Here is a 26,203-nt window from a genome sequence, read left to right as displayed (position 1 = left end):
CCTTTCTGCATTGATAATGGTTATGGCTTTGCAACCGGATTGTTCACTATATGTAATTGAAACGCTCGGTGCAAGAGTTAAGCAGTTCGGTTAATGGGATAGTTTGTGTGGGTAAAAAAAGATAGTAAATTGTGTTAATAAACATCATGATGACTGCAAATAGAACCAAGTCAGCAAAAAATAGGATTGCAAAGCCTGACGAACAGCGAAAAAACAGTAAAAGATTCCATTTTTTAAAGGGTTACGATAACATAAATCAAGCGTGACCAATGATGGAAACAACAGGTGTCGTCAGGTTAGATCATTTAGTGTTTACAGACGCGGGGAGAAAGGATACGTGCTCAAACTGTTTAAACCTAAAAATCGATCAGTTATCGGTATTGATATCAGTTCCTCTTCCGTCAAGGCTCTGGAAATTTCCACTAATGACAATACCTATTGTATTGAAGGCTATGGTTATGAAAACCTTCCCGCCAATGCTCTGGACGGCAACACCATCAAGGATATTGACGCCGTCGCCTCCTGTATCAAACGGGTTCTGGTTAATGCTCATTTGCATGGCAAATCCGTGGTTCTCGCGGTTCCTGATTCCTCAGTCATCAGCAAGGTCGTACAGATTAACGAAGGCTTGAGCGATTCGGAAATCGAGGAGCTTATCGTTATCGAAGCCGATAAATACATCCCTTATCCGATTGATGAAATCAATATAGACTTTGAGGTTCTGGGACATTCACCAAAAAATTCCGCCATGCTCGATGTGTTGATTGTCGCATCGCGCGCTGAAAATGTAAGCAGTCGGGTTGAAGCCGTCAGCCGTGCCGGTCTGGAAGCGAAAATAGTCGATGTCGAATCCTTTGCCGTAGAGCGGGCCGCTCAATTGCTTGCTAAAGACTTGCCGGCCCAGGGGCAGGATAAAATTGTCGCGGTTATCGATATTGGCTCCTCGTTTACCGACTTGTTTGTCTTGCACGGGATGAAAATCATCTTTACCCGGGAAGAGGAGTTTGGCGGCAAACAGTTGATAGAGGCTATTGCCAGACAATACTCGGTCAGTTTTGATGAGGCGGCGGCAATGAAAGCGGCAGGCCGAATGCCGGAAGATTATGAAGATGCGGTGTTGCAACCCTATATAGAAATGATTCTTCTGCAAATCAAACGTACTCTGCAATTTTTCTTTTCAACCAGTCATCACGGGTTTGTCGATCATATTATTCTGGCCGGCGGGGTGGCCATGCTGCCGAATTTAGCCGATCTGGTGCAGGAAAAAACAGGAATTCCGACCAGCGTGGCCAATCCCTTCGATAAAATGGAAATAGCCCCTCAACTGGACAGGGGGCGTATGTTGAATGAAGGTCCCTCCCTGATGATCGCCTGCGGATTGGCTCTAAGGACGATTGGATGACACCATGACCGAGATAAACCTTTTACCCTGGCGGGAACTTAAGCGGGAACATGAAAAAAAGCAATTCACAACCATGTTGTTTGGCGCGCTTGTTCTGGCTGCAGGTCTCGTTTTTATGATTAATTATTACGCTATCAGTCTTGTTGATGGACAGACTCGCCGCAACCAGCGTTTGCAGGATGAAATTACAATTTTTAACAAACAGATTCAGGAAATAAAAAAACTGAAAGAAATTCGCGAAGCTCTGATTTCACGAATGAATATCGTACAGAATTTGCAGGCAACCAGAACATTGACCGTTCATCTCTTTGATGAACTGGTGAAGGTGGTGCCGGATGGAGTGTATCTGACCAAAGTTAAGCGTGTGGAGCACCGTGTTACCGTTCTTGGTTATTCGGAATCCAATTCCAGCGTGTCTACGCTGATGCGTAACATTGAACTCAATCCATGGATTAATGATCCGGAATTAACGGAAATCAAGAAAAACATAGACTCGAAAACAGGGGATTATGCCCAGACCAGTAATGAGTTCAAATTGAGTTTCACATTGAAGTCGGACAACAAGATAGATGGTAAATCATGAATAACATCAATCTCAATGAGTTGACATTGGATAATATCGGACAATGGCCCGCGCCAGTGAAGTATCTGTTGGCCGCTATTGTTGCCATATTGATTGTCGCATTGGGTTACTGGGTGATTGTGAAGCCAAATATTGAACAGTATGATGCCCTGTTGGTACAAGAGGAAACATTAAGAGCCGAGTTTGAGCAAAAACAGCAAATGGCATCCAATCTTCAGGCTTATCGGGTGCAGCTACAGATTATCAAAGAACGTTTTGGAAACATGCTCAGACAGCTCCCGGCTCAAAACGAAATGCCCGGTCTGGTGGAGGATATCTCAAAAACCGGGATCGCAAGTGGTCTGACTTTTGAATTATTTGCGCCTCAGCCTGAGGTGGCGCATGATTTTTATATCGAGTTACCGATCAACATAACGGTAGTAGGCAATTATCATCAACTGGCTTTATTTTTAAGCAGAATTGCTCAAATGAGCCGGATTGTGACGCTGCACGATTTCGAAATCAGCAGCGCCTTCGAGGACGAATCCCAGACTCGGGGGGATAAAAAAATAAAAAATAAACCTGATTTGCTAAGAATGAAAATTACCGCGAAAATTTATCGGTATCGTACACTATGACCCGAATAACGAAGATGATATTTTCTATACTGATTCCAGTCCTCATGACCCTGGCGCTGGCATCATGCTCTTCTTCCGCGGATTCGGAATTGTCGCGCTATATTAATAAAATCAAATCAAGAAAGGCGAGGCCCATTGAGCCGCTGCCATCATTTAAGCCGTTGCCGAAATTTGCCTATCCGGATATTGATACGCGCCGCAGTCCCTTTAAGCCAAAGGAAATCAAGGCAAGCGAAGATAAATACGCTCCCAACACGAACCGCTCCAAACAACCGCTGGAAAACTATCCTCTGGATTCCCTGAAATTTGTCGGCATTTTAAAACAGGGTCCTACCATTTGGGCGCTTGTCAGTGAGCCGGGAGGGGAGATTGCCCGAGTCAAACCGGGTGATTATATGGGTCAGAATTATGGTAAGGTCATAAGTATTACCAATCAGTTACTCAAACTGGAAGAGACCGTACAAATTGCGGGCAAGTGGAAAAAACGCATTACCACTATCAATATAAACGCGGGTGAATAGGAGTCTACATTGCGTAAGATCATTACTTCATCATTACTCTTGCTGGTGATTTGCTTTGGCCACGTATTTGCCAAAGATAACGCATTGGTCGGTGTTAAAGTCATTCCGTTACCCGATAACCGTATACGGGTTGATTTTCAGTTTGCGGACGCGGTCAAACAACTGCCGGCAAGTTTTATCACTCCGAAACCACCCCGTATTATTCTTGATTTTATTCAAAGCTCCAACCAGCTTGATCCATCCCTGCAGTCTAAAAAAATAGAGGTCGGAGCTCTTCGGAACTATAAAATCGTCGCGGTGAAGGATAGGGTCCGGGCCATTCTGGATTTGTCCGATTCCGTTTCTTATTCGGGGTATTTGTCTAACAAAATTTATTCCATCACCCTGAGTGGCAAAAGCAATCAGATTTTTCAAAACCGCAAGGAAGTATTCATCAGTAACCGGGTACCACGTACCAGATACGGTATTAACAAAATCGATTTCCGAGGCACAGGAAAGGGTGGCGGCCGGGTTATTATCGATGTTTCCGGCAGCAGCATACCAATTGATGTGACTCAGACCGGCAAGGAAGTTGTCGTCAATTTCACCAGTACCGGTGTGCCGCTAAGGCTGGCGAAACGGTATGATGTCAGCGACTTTCAAAGTCCTGCGGAATTGATCACCTTGCAGCAGGCGGGTAAAAACGCCCGCCTGACCATTGTTAACCGGGGCGACTACGGCCATTTTGCCTACCAGGTTAATAAACAGTTTATTGTGGATGTTTTTCCGTTGACGGCCGAGGAAATCAAGCGGGCGAAGCTCAAAAAGCAGATTTTTGTCGGCAAACGTATTTCCCTGAATTTCCAGAATATCAAGATACGTTCCGTGTTACAGTTGCTGGCGGAATTCACGGGCATTAATATGGTGGTCAGCGATCAGGTGCAGGGAGATATCACTTTGCGATTGAACGATATTCCCTGGGATCAGGCTCTGGATATTATTTTGAAAACCAATTCTCTGGACAAGCGCAAAACAGGCAATATTATGTTGATTGCTCCGGCCAAGGAATTGCTCAATCAGGAAAAGGCGGAATTAAAAGCGCAACAGGAAGTAACCAGTCTGGCGCCATTGCGTTCCGATCTTTTGCAGATTAATTACGCGAAAGCGGCGGATATTGCGACTTTGCTTAAAGATAAAAATAATTCGCTTCTGTCCAAACGCGGTAATTTAAGTGTTGATACCCGCACCAATACTATCTGGATACAGGATACGGGTTTGCAGATTGAGGAAATCAGAGAATTAGTCAAGAAACTGGATATACCGGTCAAACAGGTTCAGATTGAAGCACGTATCGTCAATGTGACGAAAGATTTTACCCGGGATTTGGGTATACGCTTCGGGGTCTCCAAACCCACTCATTTAAGTGGTACCTTAAGTGGTGCAAACCAGTTGGCGCAAAATGTTTTGCCGGCGGATGTGACGCCATTTACCGATCGGTTGAACCTGGATTTGGCGGCGGTTCCCGAGGGACTGGCTCCTGCTTCCATCGGTCTCGCGGTTGCCAGGCTGGGCGACGGTATTTTACTGGATTTGGAATTGTCCGCACTGGAAAGCGAGGGCAAGGGAGAGGTTATTTCCAGTCCAAGGTTGATTACAACCAACCAGCAGGCAGCCGTGATTGAGTCCGGGGAAGAGATTCCCTATCAGGAAGCCACATCCAGTGGTGCTACGGCAGTGGCTTTTAAAAAGGCGGTATTAAGTTTGAAAGTGACGCCCCAGATTACTCCGGACGACAAAATCCTGATGGACTTGCAAATCAATCAGGATACCCCGTCAGCCCAGACTTTTCAGGGCGTTCCCTCGATTTTAACCAAGGAAATCCAGACCAATGTCCTGGTTAATAATGGCCAGACGATTGTTTTGGGCGGTATTTACAAGCAAACGAAAAACAATGAAATTAACCGTGTTCCTTTTCTTGGCGAACTTCCGGTTGTTGGGGTACTATTCCGCAATCAATCCGAAACAATTAATAATGAGGAGTTGCTCATTTTCATTACTCCTAGGATAATAACCAACACCTTGTCTATAACTACTATTGAAGGACGGGGAAAAGCTGTTGCTAAAGGAGTTGAATTGGATAAGTTCGGAAAGCCTGTAAGGCCCTATAAATAAATAGGAACCCTGATGCACTATGTTAAATCAAGCGTGAAATAAGGAGAATGTGTTTCATGTTTCAGCTTAAGAGGTATGTAATTAAAAATGAGCATAGTTAAAGTACGCAACATATTTTTAATCGGGCCAATGGGTGCGGGTAAAAGTACCATAGGCCGTACTTTGGCAAAGGAGCTCAAACTTGAGTTCTTTGATTCCGATGAAGTGATTGAAGAGCGTGCGGGTGCCGATATTTCCTGGATTTATGATATGGAAGGAGAAGAAGGCCTTCGCAAGCGTGAGCAGAAAGTGATCGATGAACTGACTCAGAAGTCGAACATTGTCCTTGCGACAGGCGGCGGTGTTGTGATGATTCCTGAAAATCGCAACGCACTGGCCGGTCGTGGTACGGTGATTTATCTCAAAACCTCGCTGCAACAACAATTTGAACGAACGAAACGGGATACGAAACGCCCTTTATTACAGACCGATGATCTGGAAGGGCGTTTGGAAATGTTGCGGGATGAGCGGGAACCTTTTTATGAAGAATTGGCCGATGTAAGCTTTGAAACGGATAAATTGACAGTCAAAGCGGTTGCTAACAATATTATTAAATATATATATGGCGAAATTTGATTTGTCGCAGGAGGTGCTGGTTCAATTGCCGGAGAAATCCTATCCTGTTTTGATAGGTTACGGCCTGTTATCCAAAACTGATTTTTTGCGCCGCCACGTGACTTCAAAGCAGGTCATGATAGTCAGTAATGACACGGTTGCGCCATTGTATTTATCCGCTGTGCAAAAGGTTTTTGCCGATTGTCAGTGCGACTGCGTTATTCTTGAGGATGGGGAGGCGTATAAAAATCAGCAAAGCCTTTATAAAATTTATGATGGCTTATTAAGCAATCATCATCACCGGGATACAACACTAATCGCTCTGGGTGGCGGAGTGGTTGGTGATATTACCGGATTTGTCGCCTCAACATACCAGCGTGGAGCCAGATACATTCAATTGCCAACCACGTTGCTGGCTCAGGTGGATGCTTCCATTGGTGGGAAAACCGCTATCAATCACGTTCTTGGCAAGAATATGATTGGCAGTTTTTATCAACCGGACGCGGTCATTATTGATTTGGATACACTCCATACGCTGCCGTTACGAGAGTTTCGTGCCGGGTTGGCTGAAGTCATCAAATATGGTTTGCTGGAGGGCGGCGAATTTTTCGAGCGGTTACAGGATGCTTTGCATGCGGGACTAGGGCATAATCAGTATTCGGATCTGGCCGCCATTATTGGCGAATGCTGCCGCGCCAAGGCAAGGATTGTCCAGGCCGATGAACGTGAAGCGGGGATGAGGGCGTTACTGAATCTGGGGCATACATTTGCCCATGCTCTTGAGACGCACAGCCTTTATCAACGGTGGCTGCATGGTGAGGCTGTGGCGATAGGGTTGTATTGCGCCGCGTTATTATCGCATGAATCAGGGGTGATGGATTGGTCCGATGTCGTCCTGATTGATAAGATGCTGAAGATGGCCGGGCTGCCTGCACGAATTCCGCAGGATATCAATCCGGATGATTTACGTGCAAAAATGGCCCAGGATAAAAAAATAAAGAATAACAGGTTGCGCTTTATACTCATGCGGGGTGTTGGTCATTGTTATATAGATGACGAGATAACCGACACGGTTCTGCAAACGGTATTACAACGTGCGGTTGAAGGAGAATAACTCATGGCAAACAGAGGCGCTGCATCCATTACCAGAGATATTCCAAAGTTGGAAACTTTGTTTAAACCCGGCTCATGGATGTCTAAAATTGATTTTATCAATCATTTGGTGTTATTTAACAACATCATGATGGCGATTCTCGCGGAGCAGGGTGGAGGAAAAACTTCCTTTGTCAAATTACTGCGCACCCATCTGAACGCTGAAATCAAATCACATGCCGTGACGGCCCTCGCTCCTTTCCGGAAAGAGGAATTATTTGCCCATATCGCAGATGCCTTTCATCTGCGTATCGATAAGGCGCCTTGTCTGGATTCGTTGATTGAGCAGGTTACCGAACGAAAAACACATGTCCTGGTGATTATAGATGATGCGCAACACATTCCGGGCTCTTTTTTAAAAGAAGTGCTGGAGGTTATCAAAAATCAGGGTAATTCCGGTTTTTTTCATCTTTGTCTGGTTGCCGATTATTCTCTGGTCGCTGATCTGAATGAATTGAACAGGGATCAATTTAAAAATTTGATTCATACCATTGAGCCTGGCGCCCTGAGTGAGAGTGAAGTCAAAACATATCTGTTAAATCGCCTTCCCTCAACAGGTCGACTTGAAAAGTCATTGACGCCCAAGCGTTTAAAGCAATTTTATGAACTGACAGGCGGTGATATCGCCCGAATCAATCATGCCATGGCAAGCTTTTTTGGCAGTGGGGCGAACGACAAGGATAAGAAAAACAAATCATTCATCCGACGTTTTTCCATAGCGGCCAGTGTGGCTTTGACAGGATTAACGGCAGGTTATTTCTGGCAGAATCAGGAGCAGTTCAGAGATATGCTGTTTCCCTCTTTTCAGGAAGTCAGTCCTAGTCCTGCTGCGACAAATAACTTGAATAATAAAATTACGGTGAAGAAAGATAAAATACTGGTCAGTCGTATTCCGACGCTATATCAGGCAGCGGTCAGACAAGCCGTCCAACCTCCTCCCTTAAAAAAAATGTTTGATATTCAGCCCGACGAGGATGATCAGGATCTGGTGATTATGGACAAGGTTCTGGTTATTCCTAAAGAAATCGCAAAACGCACTGCGGAACCGGAACCGGTTTTACATTCTTCCCTGATTGCCCTGGATTGGCAGGAAATGCGGGAAAGTGCCCCGTCTGTATTACCGCGACTTGTTACCACAGCGTCCAAACCACACTCACGCTATACGATCCAGTTGCTGGCAAGCCAAAGCTATACCGATATCGAGCGTTTTATCAATAAGCATCCGCGTATGAAAGAACAAGTGGTATTGAAAAAATCAAAACGAGGCGGTCTGGAATGGTTTGTGCTGACAACCGGTGAATACAGTCAGTTTGAACAGGCGAAAGCGGCCATAAAACAATTGCCGCCGGAAGCCATGCGTTATAAACCCTGGATTCGACCGGTCTCGGGTTTAAGAGAAGTAAGTTAAAGGTTCTGTGGGAGTAAGCGATAATATTTGCTTTTGTCGCTTAACCCATATCCGGTATCCCGCGGCGGCCATTGCTAAATAAGCACACATTAACACCACATGAAACGGCAGTTCCTTGACAAGATAGAGATAGGCGTAAATCGCGTCTGTTATCAACCATAGTATCCAGGTAGCCGTGATTTTGTAACACATAAGCCATTGTGCAACCAGACTTAAGGATGTGGTTAACGCGTCAAGGCTTGCTATGTTTGAGGATGTGTATCGTTGTAACACCCACATTATGGCCGTAAAAAGAATTAGTACAGCAAACCCAAGTATGATCCATTGCATCCCTGTCAGATTGGATATTTCGCCAGGCTGGTTTTTATGGGGTTTCCGCCATGTTAGCCACCCATAACCGGTGCTGATAAAATAAAAGGATTCAAGGGTCATGTCGGCATAAATACCTTTCTGCCAATACAACCATGCGTTGAGTATGGTTGCGAGCATACTCACCAACCAGGCTTTTCGATTAATCCGAATAAATAGCCATGTAGCTAACAAAGAGGCCAGAGTGCCTGAAATATCTAATAACATAATAACAATCCCTACGCCGGCATGATCCGTACAGGTTCAACGGGTATGATCTCAGCCGTCACGATGATGTGAAGACACCCCTATGTTTCATTCATGCACAATTATACCTGAGAAAATCCAAAATACGAGGGTTCAGGCGGCGCACCATTTTTGCTTACGGAACCTGATAGTTTCCTGTAGCCCCTCATGAAGGAGAAGCCGAAATGCGGGATAACGTTTACTTGGGCGCTCACCTTTTCCTCTACTGCAATATTGGAGTATGAAACCCGCAATACGGCCGAAGGCCTCCTTGCAGGCTACGGTTCTTTTACAAGAAAATGTGTACAGATTTGCCTGTCGCAAGGTATTGATGATATGGGAAATTACCTTGTTTTCTGCTAGTCTAACACTATAGCTGTTTACATTGATGTCAAGGAGAGAGTTATGTACAAAAGGGTTTTATTTGCCACCGATTTTGATGAGGTGGGCGTGAGGGCGGCTGAGAAAGCCAAGAAAATTGCCGATGAGAACGGTGCGGATTTGCTGCTTGTTCATGTGGTGGAACCAATCCCGGCCTATGCCTATCCTGGATTTGCAGGATTTGCCGAAGTGGAAGTCTCCATACGGGAGCAAGCAGAGAAGGAACTGGCTGCCCTTGCTAAAAAATTGGGCGTTGATGATGCGCATTGCATGATTGAGTTTGGCTCCACGAAGAATGAAATTCTACGGGTTGCCCAGGAGAAAAAAATTGATTTGATAGTGACAGGCAGCCATGGCAAACACGGTTTGGCCTTGTTGCTGGGTTCTACGGCCAATGCCATTTTACATGGCGCCGAATGCGACGTCCTTATTGTCAGGCCTCATGTCGACTCCGACAAGGATTAATCGTAAAGCACCGGTTATTAAAAACCGGTGCTTTTTTCTTTGCCATGACTATCCGTGTCTGGAATTGATGGACTCTATTTGTAACTTTTTTTCCACTTTCAATGCTTGAGCGTTCTTGGCCTGCTCAACCAGACGAGCGGTATAAACCAGATCGCGTTCGATCGTTGTTTTCCTGTATTTGGTAGTGAGTGGTACCTGGTAGCTTGTTTTGGAGAAAACGCTGGAACTAAACAGATCCTTTGAGGTACATAGGGCGTATTTTGAACCTAAATCCCGGTGAGGTTGACCATTTTGAACTAACATGAACGACTTGCCAAAGCAGGATGTTGGTTTTATATCATAGATTACGATTCTGTCGGATCCCGAAAGACCTCTTGTGAAACCTCCCAAAGGCGGGTTTGGCGGTACATAAGTCTGCCTGTCCTGACAGAGTCGCTGCAATAGCCACATGACTTCACCTTGCGCTTTACCGACTTTTTCGCGCCAGTACTCGTCTGCGGCATTTCTCTGCTCCTCGTTTTGCGCGTCATCATACAAACGAAGACAGGTTCGATAGGCGTTAAGCAGTCGAAATTCGTTTTGGCTGTCATGATAGGAGATATTGTTTCGTGTGTAATGAACGCCTTTTCGGATCAACTGATATCCCATGGTTTTTTTTATCAACGCATGTTCTTCGTCACTGGAACGTCGTCCGCTATTATTTTCCATGGCAGCCATGGATTTTGAGAAGGCTTCCAATGCTTTTTTGTCGTCCTGTGTTTCAGGTTGAGGTGTGATTTTTTGTAAGGTTTCTGTTTGGCGATTCGCGTAATAGAAATGCGCCTGTCCTTGGTTATCGTGGTAATAAATAATCCCGTCAGGATTTTCCAGTAATGGCAGGGTCGCATTCTGCAGGATTGATGAGTCGCCACTTTGTTGGGCTACGGTAATCGTATACGTTGTTCTAAACTCAGTCAGCGCTTTAAAACCGTTGAGTATCACCTGTTCAGGATCCTCAACCATCTTGATTAAATCACAACCGCCGCAATCCATTTCAGAATCCTGTTCATGACACTTGTCAATCATGTCCTCGGGTATTAACGGCACTATTTTATCCTGCATATCGTCGTCGCAAAGAAAAGTCATAAGCTGGTAGGCTGAAACGTTATGATAAACCACCTGATTTAAAGGATCAGTTATTTCTCCTTTTGCGAATAAGATGTTAGGGGAGTATTTTTTTACCAGGTTTTCTAATTTATCGGGTGATGCCTGCACCACAGCGGCCAGGGGTGGTTGAGCCAGAAAAGGTTGAAATATCAGATAATTTTGATGGGAAGTGATGGAAATACGTGCTGTTTCTTCTAATGTGAGTTTCGTTGCTATTTTCCCGGCTGTATGCGGATCGATCCGTTCATCATGACTCTCCGTATTTTTCTCGTGTGGTATTGAACCTTGATTTTTGTTATTACCCATTTCACGGATCCTTTATCTGGTTTGACGTGAGGGCATTGTATACATGATATTTGTCATTGTGAATATTAAGTGTTCACTTTGAACCTGACGCCCTATACTTGTTTTTCAATCGTGATGAAACCCGCTATAATCTCTATTTTATTTCTGATCAATACGCATGAAGCTGTTACGCGGTTCATTTAATCCTTCCTTGTTTGCGACCGGAGCGGTCGTAACCATCGGGAATTTCGACGGAGTTCACACAGGACATCAAGCGTTGCTGGGCAGGCTTTACGCCGAGGCGAGGAAGCGATCCTTGCCTGCTGTTGTGGTGTTGTTTGAACCGCAGCCCGGCGAGTTTTTTCAACAGGAAAACGCTCCGGCTCGTCTGACCACCTTGCGTGAAAAACTGGCGCAATTCAAACGCAATCGAATTGATTTTGTTTATTGTCTGCGTTTCAATAAACAACTGGCGGAACTGGAACCGGAAGCGTTTATCGAGCGGTATTTCTTTTCCCTGCTGCAAGCCCGCTACTTGCTGGTCGGTAATGATTTTCGTTTTGGCCGTGGGCGTCGGGGCGATGCGGGTCTGTTGACGCAGAAGGCTGAACATAATCATTGCGTTGTGGAAACCTTTCCGGATCATAGGGTAGGGGATTTGCGGGTCAGCTCCACAAAAATCAGGGAATTGTTAGCGCAGGGAAATCTGGAACAGGCCTCTGTGCTTTTAGGGCGGCTGTTTAGTTTGTGCGGGCGCGTTTTGGCAGGAGAGGGACGAGGCCGGCAATGGGGAATTCCTACGGCCAATTTGGCGATGCAGCGGCACAATATTCCGTTGAAAGGGGTTTTTTGTGTGCAGGTGATCCGTCAAAATGGCGAGCGGGTGAATGGGGTTGCCAATTTGGGCTCACGCCCGACGGTGGATGGCAGCAAGGTGGTTCTTGAAGTTCACTTGTTTGATTTTAAGGGCGATTTGTATGGCGAATTTTTACAAGTTTATTTCTTGCACAAATTAAGAGATGAGATTAAATTTTCATCCGTAGAAGAATTGATTGATCAAATTCATAACGATGTTGTGACGGCCAAAGCAAAATTTGTCTCGGGCCGTCTGGTACTTAACGCGATAACAGAGTAGGCGCATGGCAGAATACAAAGAAACCCTGAATTTACCGGAAACGGCTTTTCCCATGAAAGCGAGCTTGGCCCAGCGTGAACCCACGATGCTGGCGGATTGGCTGTCTGGTAATATCTATGAAAAAATCCGGCAGGCGCGTAAAGGACAACAACGTTTTATTCTGCATGACGGGCCTCCCTATGCCAACGGACATCTCCATTGCGGGCATGCGCTCAATAAAATTCTGAAAGACATTATTGTGAAATCCAAAACATTAAGCGGATACGATGCGCCTTTTGTTCCCGGTTGGGATTGTCATGGGTTGCCCATTGAATTGAATGTGGAAAAGAAGGTGGGGAAAGCCGGAGTGAAAGTCAGCGCTGCGGAGTTTCGCCAGAAATGCCGCGATTACGCCGCCAGTCAGATTGATATTCAGCGCGAGGAATTTAAAAGGCTGGGCGTGTTTGGGGAATGGCATAAGCCTTACGCGACGTTCAATTACACCTATGAAGCCAATATCATCCGCGCGTTAGGTCAGATCATAGCCAATGGTCATTTGCAGCAAGGGTTTAAACCGGTACACTGGTGTATCGATTGCGCCTCTGCGCTGGCCGAGGCGGAAGTGGATTACGAGGATAAAAATTCACCGTCGATTGATGTGGCTTTTCAGGCAAGCGACGCCTCGCAAATTCTGGCAAACATCTCAAATACCTTGCCGATTAAACCCGTGCTTGTCCCTATATGGACAACGACGCCCTGGACACTACCCGCCAATGAGGCGGTATGTCTGCATCCTGAGCTGGATTACGAACTGGTCGATGCCGGTGACAATTACCTGTTGCTTGCTGCGGAACTGGTGGAATCGGCGATGAATCGATACGGTATCGCAACGTACCGGCGTTGTGGAAAAAGCAAGGGGGCGGGCTTTGAAAAAATAACGTTACAGCACCCGTTCTATGAACGCTCCGTGCCGATTGTTCTCGGCGAGCACGTGACCACGGATTCGGGTACCGGTTGCGTACATACCGCCCCGGCTCATGGTACGGACGATTATCAGGTTGGACAAGCCTATCAATTACCGCTGATTAATCCGGTCATGGCAAACGGGTGTTATGCTGATGATGTACCGTTATTCGGCGGTTTGCACGTGTTGAAAGCCAACGACAAGGTTATAGAGGTATTAAAAGAACGCGGAGCCTTGTTAAGCAGCGAGATCATTAACCACAGCTATCCTCATTGCTGGCGCCATAAAACACCGATGATTTTTCTGGCCACGCCGCAATGGTTTATTGCCATGGATGCCAACGGACTGCGGCAAGCCATATACGCGTCTATCGACCAGGTGACCTGGGTACCCGAATGGGGTAAGGCTCGTATCGCCAACATGGTAGAAACCAGACCGGACTGGTGTGTATCAAGGCAAAGAGCCTGGGGGACACCTATTCCCTTGTTCGTTGACAAGGTCAGCAGGGCGTTGCATCCCGATACCGAAGCCCTGATCGAACAGGTCGCTCAACTGGTGGAGCAGAAAGGTATTGACGCCTGGTTTGATCTGGATGCTCGCGAATTGTTGGGAGAAGACGCCGATCGTTACGATAAGGTTACCGATACTCTGGACGTCTGGTTTGACTCCGGCGTGTCGCATTACGCCGTTCTTAAACAAAATGAGGCGCTTGGTTATCCTGCGGATATCTATTTTGAAGGCTCTGATCAACATCGCGGCTGGTTTAACTCCTCATTAACAACGGCCATTGCCATGAACGGTCAACCTCCTTATAAAACGGTATTGACCCACGGTTATACCGTGGATGCCGATGGAAAAAAACTATCCAAATCCAAAGGCAATTATATCGCTCTGGATAAACTGGTGAGCCAGCATGGTGCCGATATTATCCGTTTATGGGTCTCCTCGACCGATTACAGGCATGAAGTCAGTATTTCCGATGAAATCATTAAACGTAATGCCGACGCATATCGCCGGATCCGCAACACCGCTCGTTTTTTACTGGCCAATTTATTTGATTTTGAACCGGAACAACATCATGTTGCGCCGGATGACATGGTGGAGCTGGATCGCTGGGCTATCAAACGTTGCCAGCAACTCCAGGAGGAAATTCTGAAGGCGTATGAGAATTATCATTTTCACGTGATTTATCAAAAAATACATAATTTTTGCGCCGTGGATTTGGGCAGTTTTTACCTTGATGTCATTAAGGATCGCCAGTACACCACTCCAAAAAACAGCAAAGCCAGACGCTCCTGTCAGACGGCCATGTATCATATTATCCAGGCCTTAACGCGCTGGCTGGCGCCGATTTTGTCATTTACCGCGGAAGAAATATGGCAGGCTATTCCTTTTAAATCGGAAGCATCGGTATTTCTTACCCGGTGGTATGAGGCATGGCCAAAGATTGACAATGTGGATACGAATTTCTGGCAACAATTGCAGGCGGTACGTAATGAAGTAAACAAAGCGCTGGAAATGGCGCGTCAGCAAGGACGAATTGGCTCCGGTCTGGCGGCAGAGGTGCATCTGTATGTACCATCGTCATTACTGGATCGTCTCAGCCCCTATAGCGAGGAATTACGTTTCCTGCTGATAACGTCGGCCGCTGTTTTGCATCCCGTTGAGGATGCTCCAAAGGATGCTATTCAAAGCAAGGAATTAGGTATTGCTATAACTATTAACGTGATCGAGTTTGAAAAATGTGCCCGCTGCTGGCATAGACGTGAAGAAGTGGGGCATATTTCCGAACATCGTGAATTATGCCAGCGATGCGTTGATAATATCAGCGGTGACGATGAAATCAGGCGGTTTGCATGAGAAAATGGCCCTGGTTTTTACTCAGTCTTGCCGTACTGGTTGCTGATCAGATTAGCAAATATCTGGCTGAATTGTATTTGGTCCCTTATCAGGCTACGCCGGTATTTCCCATGTTGAATTTGACGCTTGCCTATAATACCGGCGCGGCATTCAGTTTTTTAAGCGGAACGGGCGACTGGCATCGCTGGTTTTTCGCCGCATTCAGCGTGGTGATGAGTCTGGTTCTGATCATCTGGCTCGCCAGGTTAAAAAAAGACGCTATTTTGCAGTCTATGGCAGTGAGTCTGATATTAGGCGGGGCCGTAGGCAATTTGTATGACCGCGCCTTTCTTGGCCATGTGATTGATTTTATCGACGTGTACTATAAAAACCATCACTGGTATATATTTAATATTGCCGATAGTGCTATCTGTGTGGGAGCTATCTTGCTGGTTCTTGATCTATGCAAGAACCCCGGCCGATAGCATATCAAGCATTTTGGTTTCCGGATTAAGAATACTCACGGCCGCAACCGCGGGTAAACTCAGATAATGTTCCGCTTCTTCCCATTCCACTTCCGCAGGAAAAAGTCTGAGCATAGGCAGGCATTTATTTAACAAGGTACAAAAAGATAAGGTCGCCGGATAGGGTCTGGCCTGATGATAGCCCAGTGAAATAACTTGCATAGCCTCCGAGATGGTGGCAATACCCGGCAGGTAATTAATGGAATAGATGGCCGCGGTTTGTGCGATAGCAGCCAGATAGCCCGGACTTGATACGAAATGCACGCCGGCTTGATAGCAGTCTTCCAGTTGCTGTGTATTAATGACATTGCCTGAGCCCACGCGAAGGCCGGGAAATTCCTCCAGAATTTTTTTCAAGAGGTTTTGATCATGGGTGTTCACTTCTACAACAGCAAATCCGGCATCAGCAATATGTTTTAACCGCTCAAAAAGGTAAGTATCCACATCAAGTGTTACAATAAAGGACTGATTACCAAATAATTTATCTGTTTGCATATTTTTCGCCTGCGGCCAGCAATAATCATTAATGTTAGAAGAGTTAGGCTTTCTTAGCAAGAGCCAGGCACCGTGCACTTATCTTTTATCGGTTGCAAATTGCAATTAATTTAGCTTAAAAATTCGCTTCGACAAAAGACAAGTTTTCTGTAGTCTGTCGAAGGCGAAGCCGAAATGCGGGACAACGTTGACTCAGGTGCTCACCTGTTCCCCCTGCCGCAATATTGGAGCATGAAACCCGCAATACGGCCGCAGTCCTCCTTGCGGGCTACGGTTTATATACAAAAAACATGTAGCCCGTCATGAAGGCGAAGCCGAAATGCGGGACAACGTTCACTCAGGCGCTCACCTGTTCCCCTGCTGCAATATGGAGCATGAAACCCGCAATACGGCCGCAGGCCTCCTTGCGGGCTACGGTTTATATACAAAAAACATGTAGCCCGTCATGAAGGCGAAGCCGAAATGCGGGACAACGTTCACTCAGGCGCTCACCTGTTTCCCACTGCCGCAATATTGGAGCATGAAACCCGCAATACGGCCGCAGTCCTCCTTGCGGGCTACGGTTTATATACACAAAACATGTAGCCTGTCATGAAGGCGAAGCCGAAATGCGGGACAACGTTTACTTGGGCGCCCGCCTTTTTCCCCTGCCGCAATATTGGAACATGAAACCCGCAATACGGCCGCAGGCCTCCTTGCGGGCTACGGTTTATATACAAAAAACATGTAGCCCGTCATGAAGGCGAAGCCGAAATGCGGGACAACGTTCACTCAGGCGCTCACCTGTTTCCCACTGCCGCAATATTGGAGCATGAAACCCGCAATACGGCCGCAGTCCTCCTTGCGGGCTACGGTTTATATACAAAAAACATGTAGCCCGTCATGAAGGCGAAGCCGAAATGCGGGACAACGTTCACTCAGGCGCTCACCTGTTCCCCTGCTGCAATATGGAGCATGAAACCCGCAATACGGCCGCAGGCCTCCTTGCGGGCTACGGTTTATATACAAAAAACATGTAGCCCGTCATGAAGGCGAAGCCGAAATGCGGGACAACGTTCACTCAGGCGCTCACCTGCTCCCCTGCTGCAATATTGGAGCATGAAACCCGCAATACGGCCGCAGTCCTCCTTGCGGGCTACGGTATATATACAAAAAACATGTAGCCGTCATGAAGGCGAAGCCGAAATGCGGGACAACGTTCACTTGGGCGCTCACCTGTTTCCCCTGCCGCAATATTGGAGCATGAAACCCGCAATACGGCCGCAGTCCTCCTTGCGGGCTACCGGTACTTTGCAAAAAATTGTGTAAAGATAATTTTGTCAATAAACCCGGAGATCTGCCATCCATCATCGCGGTTTAGACAGCGGCGTTGTTCTTAAGGGAGACGCGGCTCTGTCCAAATCCAGTCCCGTAGGGGGAGCCACGTTGGGTTTGCGTGATTCCTTTCCGAAACGCTCCAGGTTTTTCAACATGTTTTGCATAGCCAGATCACTGCCTGGCATACCCGGTCGGATCTTATTAAGTTCTTTCATAAACGCTTCATTAGACATGGTTGCCGTTGAACTGAGCGCGCCTTTTAGTTGATTGACGATCTCGGGGGACGGATTGGGATTATGTCGTAATAAATTCAGCACATGCCTGTAGCTTTCCGGTGGGGTAACACGGGGAATTTTGGCCATGGAAGGTGTAGGTGTCGGAGTGGACGGCAGCGGCGTCATGTTCGGGTTGGCCGACGGATTGTCCAGTTGACTTATTTTGTTGGCAACACTGGCTTGTGCCGCTTGCAACTGCGTTAACTGGTTGGAAAGATCCAGTATTTCCTTTTGCAGATTGTCACTTTGCCCGGTAATGGTCTGCATTCGTTCGGTATGGAACGTTTTTTCCAGTGTTTTGTTGCGCTGTACCAGATTTTTTAAACTGGAAATTTCGGGACGTACTTTTTCAAATTCTTTTTGAGCCTTCAAGCGATCTTCCTGCTCCATGGAATTTATATCCTGACTGGCGCCCAGCAGGTAAAATTTGCCATCCTCGCCTTTCACAATTTTTTTATCGTTGGCAACAATAAAGTCTGCGTCTTTAAAGGAATGAACTTGTTTGCCTTCGGAGTTAAACAGTATTTTTTTGCCTTTTTCTTCCGGGTCTTTCACCACATCAAGCATGTCCTTCAAACCGGCTGCCTGAATATGTAGTCCGTTGTGTTCATGAAGGCGCTTCATCGCCTCTTCATCGCGACCCTGTTCAATCAGGCTGTCAATTTCCGTGACTTGCTTATCCAGTTGTTCCTCAAGCTGTTTGAGTCTGCTTTCTATAAGTTGTCGACGCTCTTTGGGAGAGTAGGATGACTGCCGTTCTTTAAGGAACGCCGCTCTTTCCTGCAATCGGCTTATTTTTTTCTCGACATCGCGTGGGTGTTCACGGGAGATAGGAGAATGTTCCCCTGTTGCTTCACTCCCGGTAATGGCTAATCGAGCCTCAGGGCCGGTTTCCGAAGAGGATAATTGTTTTTGCAACGCTTGAATCTGTTGTTCCAGTTCATCAATCTGCTTGTCGAGCCCGGGATGATCGGTGTCGGCCAATTGCAGATAGTCATCGAGTTGCCCGAGGTGATCTTCAAAGGTATCGTAGCGGAGATCAATATTATCTCCCTGGTTTTCAAGAGCAATGATGTCTTGTTCCAGTTGCTCCGATTCCAGTAGTTTGTCACTCAGTTTATTTTGTACCTCGTTATGGGATGCTTCGTACGAGGCTAACAGTTCGCTGTATGGGTTTTTGCTTTCTTTTGTGCTGGAAGCGGTCGATTTTTCCTGACTGGACCGGCTTTTCTCAAGTTCGGCATCCATCTCCCTGAGTATTTCCCTGGCATGTTTAGCTTTGGCGATGCGGTTATAAAGCAATCCCATTAAAAGAAACGCTAATAAATTATGGCGCCTTATCGCTGCCGTTTGATATTGTTGACGCTGAAAATCCTTCATGGCGGCCAATTCCGCCAGTTGTTCTCCAATCAGAGTTTTTGTGGCCTTGCCTGCCGGCGATTTCAGGAATGTGATGATATCTTTTGACGATTTAATGCCATAACGACCAATAAATTGTGCGGCAAGATAAGGATCATTTTGCTCATGCTGCAAGTCCGGGTTGGGAGCCAGCGTATTTTTTTTATTTCCTTGCAGATTTTGTCGCTCTATGGATGCAAACCAGCTTTCCAGTTGTCTGGATGTTAGACTGACTTGTTTGCCCTCTGTCGTTTTCAGGTCAAAAGTGATTTTTTCCTCGGAAGATTGTCGTGCGGCATGTGCCTCGGTGTCTGTCGGGGAAGACGGTTTTTGTTGTTCCGATGTATTGGGGGTTTTTGCGGGCATAACCATACTCTTGCGGCTTGTTTCTAATAGTATACACGATGAAAATGGTTATTCAATAACCAAAATGGTCTTGGGTAGAACTAAATTTAACCGGGGTGGTCATTCTGGTTGTAACCAGCACGGTGCTGATGTTCCTCCCATTTTTCCCACACCGTTTGCAGTCCGAAAGGAATGAAGCCAGCAAGAATACCCGGCATGATTTCGTAAACGTCCTCGCTATAACCCCGGTAATGCCAGCAGAGCATGGCGGCCAGACCCGTCAGCATCATGGCGATAGCAGTTGATTGCCGGGGTTTGCCGCCCAGCGCGTATACGGTCAGCAAAGGGGCAAAGGCCGAGGCCAGTGCGGACCAGGCGATCAAAACCAGTTGAAATACGCTTTCATTGCCATGAAGGGCGATAGACAGGGCCAGGACGGCGACCACAATAGTAATCAGTTTATTAAGCCAGTAGGCGTTGGATTTATTTAGCTTAAGATCCTGGCTGATGGACGCGGTGCAACTTAATATTTGGGAGTCGGCCGTGGACATGGTTGCCGCAAATAAACCGGCTAGAATCAGGCCGACAAAAAAGTCGGATAATAACGTTTTGGCTAGTAGCGGCAAGGCCAGCTCTTCGTCAAAAATACCAACGTCCGGCATCAGCAACCTGGCCATTAAACCGGTACCGAAAGTCAGCAGATAAAAACAGGTATACCAGATGTAGTAATAAGTTCTGGTGCGTCCCATGTTGTCGGCATTATTAATAGCCATGAAGCGAATCATGATATGAGGTTGGCCAATGACACCAAATCCCGCAAATAACCAACCCAGGATTAAGAGAATTGGCCCGAGAAAAGGCCCAAAAAACATATCGGACGGGAAAAAATCGGAGTATCCGGGAGATACCTGATTTAATTGGACAAGGAATGATTTTATCCCCCCAACGTCCGCCAGTGAAGTAAAAAACAGTATCGTCATCGCCGTAATCATCACGAATGATTGCGCAACGTCTGTCCAGATAGAGGCCCGGATCCCTCCTGCAAAACAATAGGCAAGTACAATAAGGGCGCCGATGATAGCTCCGGCTGAATAATCCCATCCGAACATGACATAAAGGGCTTTACTACCGGCCTTTAATTGCGCGGCCGCGTAAGTTCCCAGAAAGAGCACGGTAATGACACCACCCAGAATTCTCATCCATCGGAAATCCGTCTCTTGCCAATAGCTGAGCAGACTGGCATAACTAATGGCATTCTTTTTTTCCGTCTGGATCCGCAACTTTTTATGAATGAATGAAGAGCTTAAAAAATCACCGCTAATCCAGCCGACCAGCAGCCATATGGATGAGAGTCCGGCAATATAGGTAAAACCAATCATGCCGATAAACATATATCCGCTGTTGTTGGTGGCGACGGCGGATAATGCGGCCATCCATGGTTTGACGTTGCGGTTTGCGATCAGGTAATCGTCTGACGTGTGTTTATTTTCCAGAATGGAAAAAACACCAATGATTACAAATAGTAATAAAAAAAAGCAGAAACTGAAAAGTACCATATCCCGTCTTCACTATGAGTGAACCGACAGGGTAACATATTTTTCCGGATCGGAGCGGGACGTTGCCATTTCCGGGGATGCCGTTTCGATGGAATGCTGTGTTTTGTCTGGCTTGAGAGTTCCGTTTTTGGCTGCTGATTTGTCCGGTTTTGCAAAAAAGGCGGGGGCAGGTGAGCTTCCGGACTTTTTTTGCCGGTGAAGAAGTTTATCCAGCAAGCAGTGATCCTGTTCGTGTGGTAATTGCTCCAAACGTATGGGCTTTTCAATGAAATAATCGCGATCCGTATTGATGACATGCGTGTTTTGATCGTCCTTCGCAAAAGCCCAGTCGTACAAGGCTCTTCGTCCCGTCTGGATGAGCTCAAGGCAGGAAAGCCTTAGCTCGCCGGCTTCCGATGCCAGCAAATTACTGCCTAGCAGGATTGCTTTGGCAGTGCCTCGAAAAAGATAGCCTATGGAATTATCCCAGATGAAACCGGCTTTGGTCAGGAAGGTGCCTGCTGAAAACGCAAGCAAACGACTGACGGGATTGAGCAAGGTCAAGGTTGCTCGGGTCAGAAAGGAAAGTGTGTCAACAAGAGGCAATACCACAAAGTTTTTTAATAATTGCAGGGGGGGTAAAAAAAGCAGCATCCCGGCGTTGTACAACAGGTTCAAGACAAAAGATTGACTGTAATTGCCCAATGGATTGCTGAATCCGTAAAGAGGGGAAAGGCGAAATCCAGGAAGGTAGTTCCAGCCTGATGTTCGTGTGGCAAAATCAAGCAATATTTGTCCGGTAGGCTGCCAGTGGCCTGAAAAAGCGAAGAGTTTGCTAAGGAAGTTTGTGAGACCTCGAAACGGCACGTGAATGGCCATGGCACTGATTTCTAAAAACGGAATGGTCATTACCACAAGCACAAAATCGACCAGGCCCGCGACTATTTGTTTCATGGAAAGGATAAACTGGCGGACACTCTTTTTCAGGCCGTTGAGAAACCCCTTTTCATAACCGTAGTAATACCCTTCAACAAATGGGCCAATAATTATTTTACCGGTGGTTACAACGGCTTTGAGCAGCCATTTGATGGTACCCAGCAACCAGTCATCACCTGGGTGTACGATCGTGTCGTAAATAGCCGCACCACCTTTGGCGCCAAGCGCGGCGTAATTAGGCAGCGGGAATGGACCCATTTCTTCCTGCAGGGATGGAAACGTTTTGCAAAGACCGTACCCCAGACTGAGAGCCAATGCGATGATAAGTGCCACTTCCGCAGGATCATCCTGTAACACACTGACTGCCTTGATAAAAAACTGATCCAGATCGCCGCCGATAACAATGCCTTGCCATAATGTTGTTGCGGAAGATATCGCCTCGGATGTCGTGCCATGACTCATCCAGTGCCCCAGCGCCTGCGCAGGCCGGATACCGCTTATTAATCCGCTCAAATGCAGTTTGGTCAGGACGGCAATCAACGTTTGTGGGGCAATAACTGCGCCGGCCCCATAGAGATAGGCCGCCATGGCCAGGGTTCCGATAATGGGATTTTTTTCACTGACATCAACAAAAAAACCGGCAATATGTCTCAGAACATCAAGACTACGGTGTAAGGGGTTGGTATAGAGCGGCGGTGGAGAAGGATGCTGTTCCCGGGCAATGACGTAAGGATTTTCAGCCATTTGTTCCCTGACAAACTGCTCAAGGGTTTGTCCGCTATGGAGTAAACCCCGGCCAATGAGAATGTCCTCGATGGAGGCGTCATATCCTCGGGGCGGTGGTTCAATATCAGGGGGTTCCACCGGGGGTGTTTCTATTTTTTCCGGATGATCATGATGAACATGACTGGTAAATTCCTTATATAAGTCATGGGTGACAAACCGCTTCAGATTTTGATAGCTGTATTTGAAAAATGGTGGAATGCGGGAAGCAAAAGCCCTTAACTGCAGTTTGAATTTTTCCGGAAGATAGAGATGGCGTTTGCTGATCTGGCTTAATGTATACAAGTCCTGGCCGCTTGGCAGAGGGTAAAATAATCCGTTTTCCTCAAAATAATTAAGCAATGCCAAATCATCGCCAAGCCGGATAACGATTTGTCGGCAGCCCGTCAGCCTGGCCCAGTGGCCGTTGGCTTGCAAGGTGAGCAGCTGCCAGGCTTGTGACAAGGAAGACGCCATGATGCCTTGATAGTCTGTGCCGGTGAATTGCGCGGCGAGTTCCGGCAGGCTGGCAAAGCCTTTCTGGCTTGTACCTTCCAGGCAATAGTAAGGCTTGATTTTGGAAATAGCCAAACCGTCCGGACGTTTTTCGGTGGATACGGCCTGTGCGGTTTCCTCATGGTTGGCCAGGTAGTTGATCCAGTCGTAACCGTCCAGCCATAGTTTATGGAAAAATAATTCCAGCCGTTTGAATCGGTTAGCCGGGATATCGCTGAGTTCCGGTGCAGGGACTAATCCGTACTGTTCGCAGATGACACGTATGGCGTTATTAAGTCCTTCTTCATTTTGGCCAATATGAAGTTCGCTATCCCATACAAAACAGGTCGGCCGGGAGGGATGTTTTTGTTTGACGCGGGTGAAATCCAGTTGGTCAATTCTTGATACCGGATAGACGCGGTTAAATTCGTAATGCTGAGCCGCCTGACGGGCTTCGTACAGCATCGTTCCTAACGAGCCCTCGGAAATTATCGGATTAACGCTTACCAGACGGTTTTGATCGCGGCATTGCTCAATCAGGGTGAGCACCTCGTGGCGTAACGCTTCCTGACCGGCCCAGTCATTGGGGGCGAGCCTGCGTTCACGAGCGAGCAGTTTGCTCAATGAACGAATCGTTTGATTAACCAGTTGAAATTTGGCAAGTTGTGCCTCGGTTCTGGGTTTGCTGTAGCTTTCGGAGCGGATGCAGTAGCGATTAAGGCTGGCAATGGCGTTTGCTGCCAGAGAAGAGGTTCTTTGGCCGGGGAGTTTTTTTAATTTCTCCGGATCACCGGTTAGCAATATAATCTGTACGGTTTTTTTGTCATGGTTTGCCAGCAGCCTTAACAGGTCTCCGTCGGGTAAACGGTAATCCATATTGTAATAGCCGTAGAGAACCGTTCCTGCCTGAATACTGATGGCAGAGCCTGTGACGCTCGGTATTTCCTGATGTTTGTATGGTTTTATCCCGAGGGGGACAACCAGGTGTTTTCCACCATCTATGGTTTTGTATTTTGGCATGCGTCGCCTGAAGTCAATCCATGATCTTTTTTATTACGACAGTACTCAGTTTTGCTTATATTTGGCAAGTTATTTTACTATCCTGTCATAAAAATTTAAGGCCGTGTTTGGTGAAGCCATTTTATTCCGGTATAAATGCGTTATGCTATCTCTTTAATGTTGGCAATTTTATAAACCGGCATGTTAAAATGATTTAAAAATAAACAGCAGGATTAACGCTTAATGACAGATTATTGTGGATATATTGCCTTGGTGGGCCGGCCGAATGTGGGCAAATCGACGTTGCTTAATCGTATTTTGCAGCAAAAACTTAGTATTACGTCCCGCAAACCCCAGACAACGAGGCATAGCATTTTAGGTATTCATACGGCTGATGAACATCAATTTGTCTATGTGGATACCCCCGGTATTCATCAAGGCTCCAAAAAAGCGATGAATCGCCTGATGAATAAAACCGCCATCAGTGTTTTAAGGGATGTGGACGTGGCGGTCATGGTTGTAGACGGTATGAACTGGAATGACGAGGATGAGTACGTTCTGGGCTTGATTGCAAAAGCGTCGATTCCCTGTATTCTGGCGGTCAACAAAGTGGACAGGATCACCGATAAAAAAGAATTGTTGCCCTGGATAGAAAAAATAAGTCAGCATCACGCTTTTGCTGCGATTATCCCGATATCGGCTAAAACCGGGGTGCAGGTCGAGCAATTGCAGCAACAGTTAAGGCCATTTCTGCCGGAAGGGCCGCATTTGTTTGGCGATGATCAGGTCACGGATCGATCAACGCGGTTTTTATGCTCGGAGCTGGTACGGGAAAAAATATTCCGGTTGTGCGGTCAGGAATTACCCTATTCGACAACGGTTGAAATTGAATCATTTAAGGAAGAAGACGCGTTGATACGTATTCATGCCCTGATTCTTGTTGATAAACCAAACCATAAACGAATCATTATTGGTGAAAAAGGTCAAAAATTAAAGGAAATAGCTACCGGGGCCCGTCTGGATATGGAGCAATTGCTGGGGAAAAAAGTTTTTCTGCAATGCTGGTGTAAAGTCAAATCAGGTTGGGCGGATGATGAGCGTATGCTAAAACAGCTTGGCTATGACTACTGAAAACCATGAGGCATGGCTTCTTCATAAGCGTCCATCCGGAGACAGCAGCACTCAGGTCACTTTTTTTACAAGGGAACAGGGTATCCTGCACTGTCTATACCGTGGTGGACGAACTCCGAAACGACAGGCCGCGCTACAGGTTTTTACCCGATTATGGGTTGCTGTGGATAGCCGTAATGACTGGCATTATGTCAGGAGCCTTGAAAATGTTTCGGCATCGATGGCGTTAAGCGGACTGTCTCTTTTTGCGGGACTTTATCTTAACGAGTTGCTTTTCCATACCCTGGCGCCATCCGATAGCCATTCGGGTTTATTTGACCGTTATTATCGCACCCTGCAGGGGTTGTCCATAAGCAACAACCGGCTGGCTATTGAAGCGTTACTGCGGCAGTTTGAAGTGGCTTTACTGGCTGCGTGCGGTTATTTTCTGGAGTTGGGTCAGGATGCGGATTCAGGTCGGTTCATTGAGGAGCAAGCCTGTTATCATTTTATTGCCGGTAAAGGATTAGTCAGGGCCGAGAAAGGACTAAGCGGAAAAGACATCCTGTCATTCGCCCGGGGCCGGCTTGATGATGTGCAGGTATTAAAAACGGCCAAACTGATTATGCGCCAGGCCATTGATCATATGCTGGGAGGACGTGAACTAAAATCACGGACGTTGTTTCTCGGGGTACAGAAATTAAAATCGTGACTGTTGCGGTTACGATCACAGGATAGAGGCTAAGCAGTTATCCCGAATTACGGCGTTGCCTTCATGACGGGCTACGAGAAACTA

Annotated in this window: 20 protein-coding genes and 1 riboswitch; of the genes, 14 read left to right on the top strand and 6 right to left on the bottom strand. The window is 46.7% G+C overall.

Features of this window, described 5'->3' with window-relative positions:
- The first annotated feature begins 337 nt into the window (after positions 1–337).
- The 8 genes from CKW05_RS09855 (at position 338) to CKW05_RS09820 (ending at position 8,428) form a co-directional block, all read left to right on the top strand.
- Positions 338–1,402 (top strand): pilus assembly protein PilM, encoded by a 1,065-nt coding sequence (locus CKW05_RS09855; protein WP_058482985.1) that lies wholly within the window; start codon positions 338–340, stop codon positions 1,400–1,402.
- A 4-nt stretch (positions 1,403–1,406) separates the two neighbouring features.
- A complete protein-coding gene (locus tag CKW05_RS09850; RefSeq protein ID WP_058482984.1) occupies positions 1,407–1,985 on the top strand; it encodes a PilN domain-containing protein in 579 nt (192 codons plus the stop codon).
- Positions 1,982–2,602, top strand: coding sequence for a type IV pilus inner membrane component PilO (locus CKW05_RS09845; protein ID WP_058482983.1), 621 nt, complete (start codon positions 1,982–1,984; stop codon positions 2,600–2,602). Before CKW05_RS09850 ends, CKW05_RS09845 begins: the two co-directional genes overlap by 4 nt.
- 14 nt (positions 2,603–2,616) lie before the next feature.
- On the top strand, positions 2,617–3,123 hold the full coding sequence (locus tag CKW05_RS09840; protein ID WP_058483009.1) for a pilus assembly protein PilP: 507 nt from the start codon (positions 2,617–2,619) through the stop codon (positions 3,121–3,123).
- Positions 3,124–3,132: 9 nt separating this feature from the next.
- Positions 3,133–5,274, top strand: coding sequence for a type IV pilus secretin PilQ (gene pilQ, locus CKW05_RS09835; protein ID WP_058482982.1), 2,142 nt, complete (start codon positions 3,133–3,135; stop codon positions 5,272–5,274).
- Between the two features lie 87 nt (positions 5,275–5,361).
- Complete coding sequence (gene aroK, locus CKW05_RS09830; RefSeq protein ID WP_058482981.1) at positions 5,362–5,889, top strand: shikimate kinase AroK; 528 nt, start codon at positions 5,362–5,364, stop codon at positions 5,887–5,889.
- Positions 5,876–6,982 carry a 3-dehydroquinate synthase gene (gene aroB / locus CKW05_RS09825; RefSeq protein WP_058482980.1) on the top strand — a complete coding sequence of 369 codons (1,107 nt, stop codon included), beginning with the start codon at positions 5,876–5,878 and terminating at the stop codon, positions 6,980–6,982. The genes aroK and aroB overlap by 14 nt, the downstream gene beginning before the upstream one ends.
- Before the next feature lie 3 nt (positions 6,983–6,985).
- Positions 6,986–8,428: an AAA family ATPase gene (locus CKW05_RS09820; RefSeq protein WP_058482979.1), complete on the top strand. Its 1,443-nt coding sequence runs from the start codon at positions 6,986–6,988 to the stop codon at positions 8,426–8,428.
- Here the strand turns inward: CKW05_RS09820 and pnuC are convergent.
- On the bottom strand, positions 8,411–9,004 hold the full coding sequence (pnuC, locus tag CKW05_RS09815) for a nicotinamide riboside transporter PnuC (protein ID WP_058482978.1): 594 nt from the start codon (positions 9,002–9,004) through the stop codon (positions 8,411–8,413). The genes CKW05_RS09820 and pnuC overlap by 18 nt on opposite strands.
- Positions 8,996–9,096: riboswitch (TPP riboswitch) on the bottom strand. It overlaps the preceding gene by 9 nt.
- Before the next feature lie 331 nt (positions 9,097–9,427).
- On the opposite strand from pnuC, the gene CKW05_RS09805 reads away from it, so the two are divergent.
- A complete protein-coding gene (locus CKW05_RS09805; protein ID WP_058482976.1) occupies positions 9,428–9,868 on the top strand; it encodes a universal stress protein in 441 nt (146 codons plus the stop codon).
- A 48-nt stretch (positions 9,869–9,916) separates the two neighbouring features.
- Here the strand turns inward: CKW05_RS09805 and CKW05_RS09800 are convergent, their stop codons facing one another.
- Positions 9,917–11,320: a hypothetical protein gene (locus CKW05_RS09800; RefSeq protein ID WP_058482975.1), complete on the bottom strand. Its 1,404-nt coding sequence runs from the start codon at positions 11,318–11,320 to the stop codon at positions 9,917–9,919.
- Positions 11,321–11,477: 157 nt separating this feature from the next.
- Here CKW05_RS09800 and ribF point away from each other — a divergent pair, with 157 nt between their 5' ends.
- Genes ribF through lspA form a run of 3 tightly spaced genes read left to right on the top strand, consistent with a single transcriptional unit; the run spans position 11,478 to position 15,701 of the window.
- Positions 11,478–12,434, top strand: coding sequence for a bifunctional riboflavin kinase/FAD synthetase (gene ribF, locus CKW05_RS09795; protein ID WP_058482974.1), 957 nt, complete (start codon positions 11,478–11,480; stop codon positions 12,432–12,434).
- Between the two features lie 4 nt (positions 12,435–12,438).
- Positions 12,439–15,237 (top strand): isoleucine--tRNA ligase, encoded by a 2,799-nt coding sequence (gene ileS / locus CKW05_RS09790; RefSeq protein WP_058482973.1) that lies wholly within the window; start codon positions 12,439–12,441, stop codon positions 15,235–15,237.
- Positions 15,234–15,701: a signal peptidase II gene (lspA, locus tag CKW05_RS09785; RefSeq protein WP_058482972.1), complete on the top strand. Its 468-nt coding sequence runs from the start codon at positions 15,234–15,236 to the stop codon at positions 15,699–15,701. Before ileS ends, lspA begins: the two co-directional genes overlap by 4 nt.
- Here lspA and CKW05_RS09780 read toward each other — a convergent pair.
- The 4 genes from CKW05_RS09780 to CKW05_RS09760 all read right to left on the bottom strand — a co-directional run bounded on the left by CKW05_RS09780 (position 15,678) and on the right by CKW05_RS09760 (position 24,318).
- A complete protein-coding gene (locus CKW05_RS09780; RefSeq protein ID WP_058482971.1) occupies positions 15,678–16,235 on the bottom strand; it encodes a beta/alpha barrel domain-containing protein in 558 nt (185 codons plus the stop codon). The genes lspA and CKW05_RS09780 overlap by 24 nt on opposite strands.
- Positions 16,236–17,581: 1,346 nt before the next feature.
- Positions 17,582–19,591, bottom strand: a complete 2,010-nt coding sequence (locus CKW05_RS09770) for a hypothetical protein (RefSeq protein ID WP_058482969.1) — start codon at positions 19,589–19,591, stop codon at positions 17,582–17,584.
- A gap of 86 nt (positions 19,592–19,677) precedes the next feature.
- Positions 19,678–21,126 (bottom strand): sodium/proline symporter, encoded by a 1,449-nt coding sequence (locus CKW05_RS09765; protein WP_058482968.1) that lies wholly within the window; start codon positions 21,124–21,126, stop codon positions 19,678–19,680.
- A 12-nt stretch (positions 21,127–21,138) separates the two neighbouring features.
- Positions 21,139–24,318: a hypothetical protein gene (locus tag CKW05_RS09760; RefSeq protein ID WP_058482967.1), complete on the bottom strand. Its 3,180-nt coding sequence runs from the start codon at positions 24,316–24,318 to the stop codon at positions 21,139–21,141.
- A 222-nt stretch (positions 24,319–24,540) separates the two neighbouring features.
- Here CKW05_RS09760 and era point away from each other — a divergent pair, with 222 nt between their 5' ends.
- Both era and recO read left to right on the top strand, forming a co-directional pair.
- On the top strand, positions 24,541–25,428 hold the full coding sequence (gene era / locus CKW05_RS09755) for a GTPase Era (protein WP_058482966.1): 888 nt from the start codon (positions 24,541–24,543) through the stop codon (positions 25,426–25,428).
- The gene (recO, locus tag CKW05_RS09750) at positions 25,418–26,119 is read left to right on the top strand and encodes a DNA repair protein RecO (protein WP_058482965.1); all 702 of its coding nucleotides are present in this window, start codon (positions 25,418–25,420) and stop codon (positions 26,117–26,119) included. Before era ends, recO begins: the two co-directional genes overlap by 11 nt.
- The last annotated feature ends 84 nt before the right edge of the window (positions 26,120–26,203 follow it).

Source organism: Legionella spiritensis, assembly GCF_900186965.1.
In the GTDB taxonomy this organism is placed as follows: domain Bacteria; phylum Pseudomonadota; class Gammaproteobacteria; order Legionellales; family Legionellaceae; genus Legionella_C; species Legionella_C spiritensis.
The sequence above is the reverse complement of the archived record's forward strand: the minus strand, read 5'-3'. Positions and strand labels throughout refer to the sequence as shown.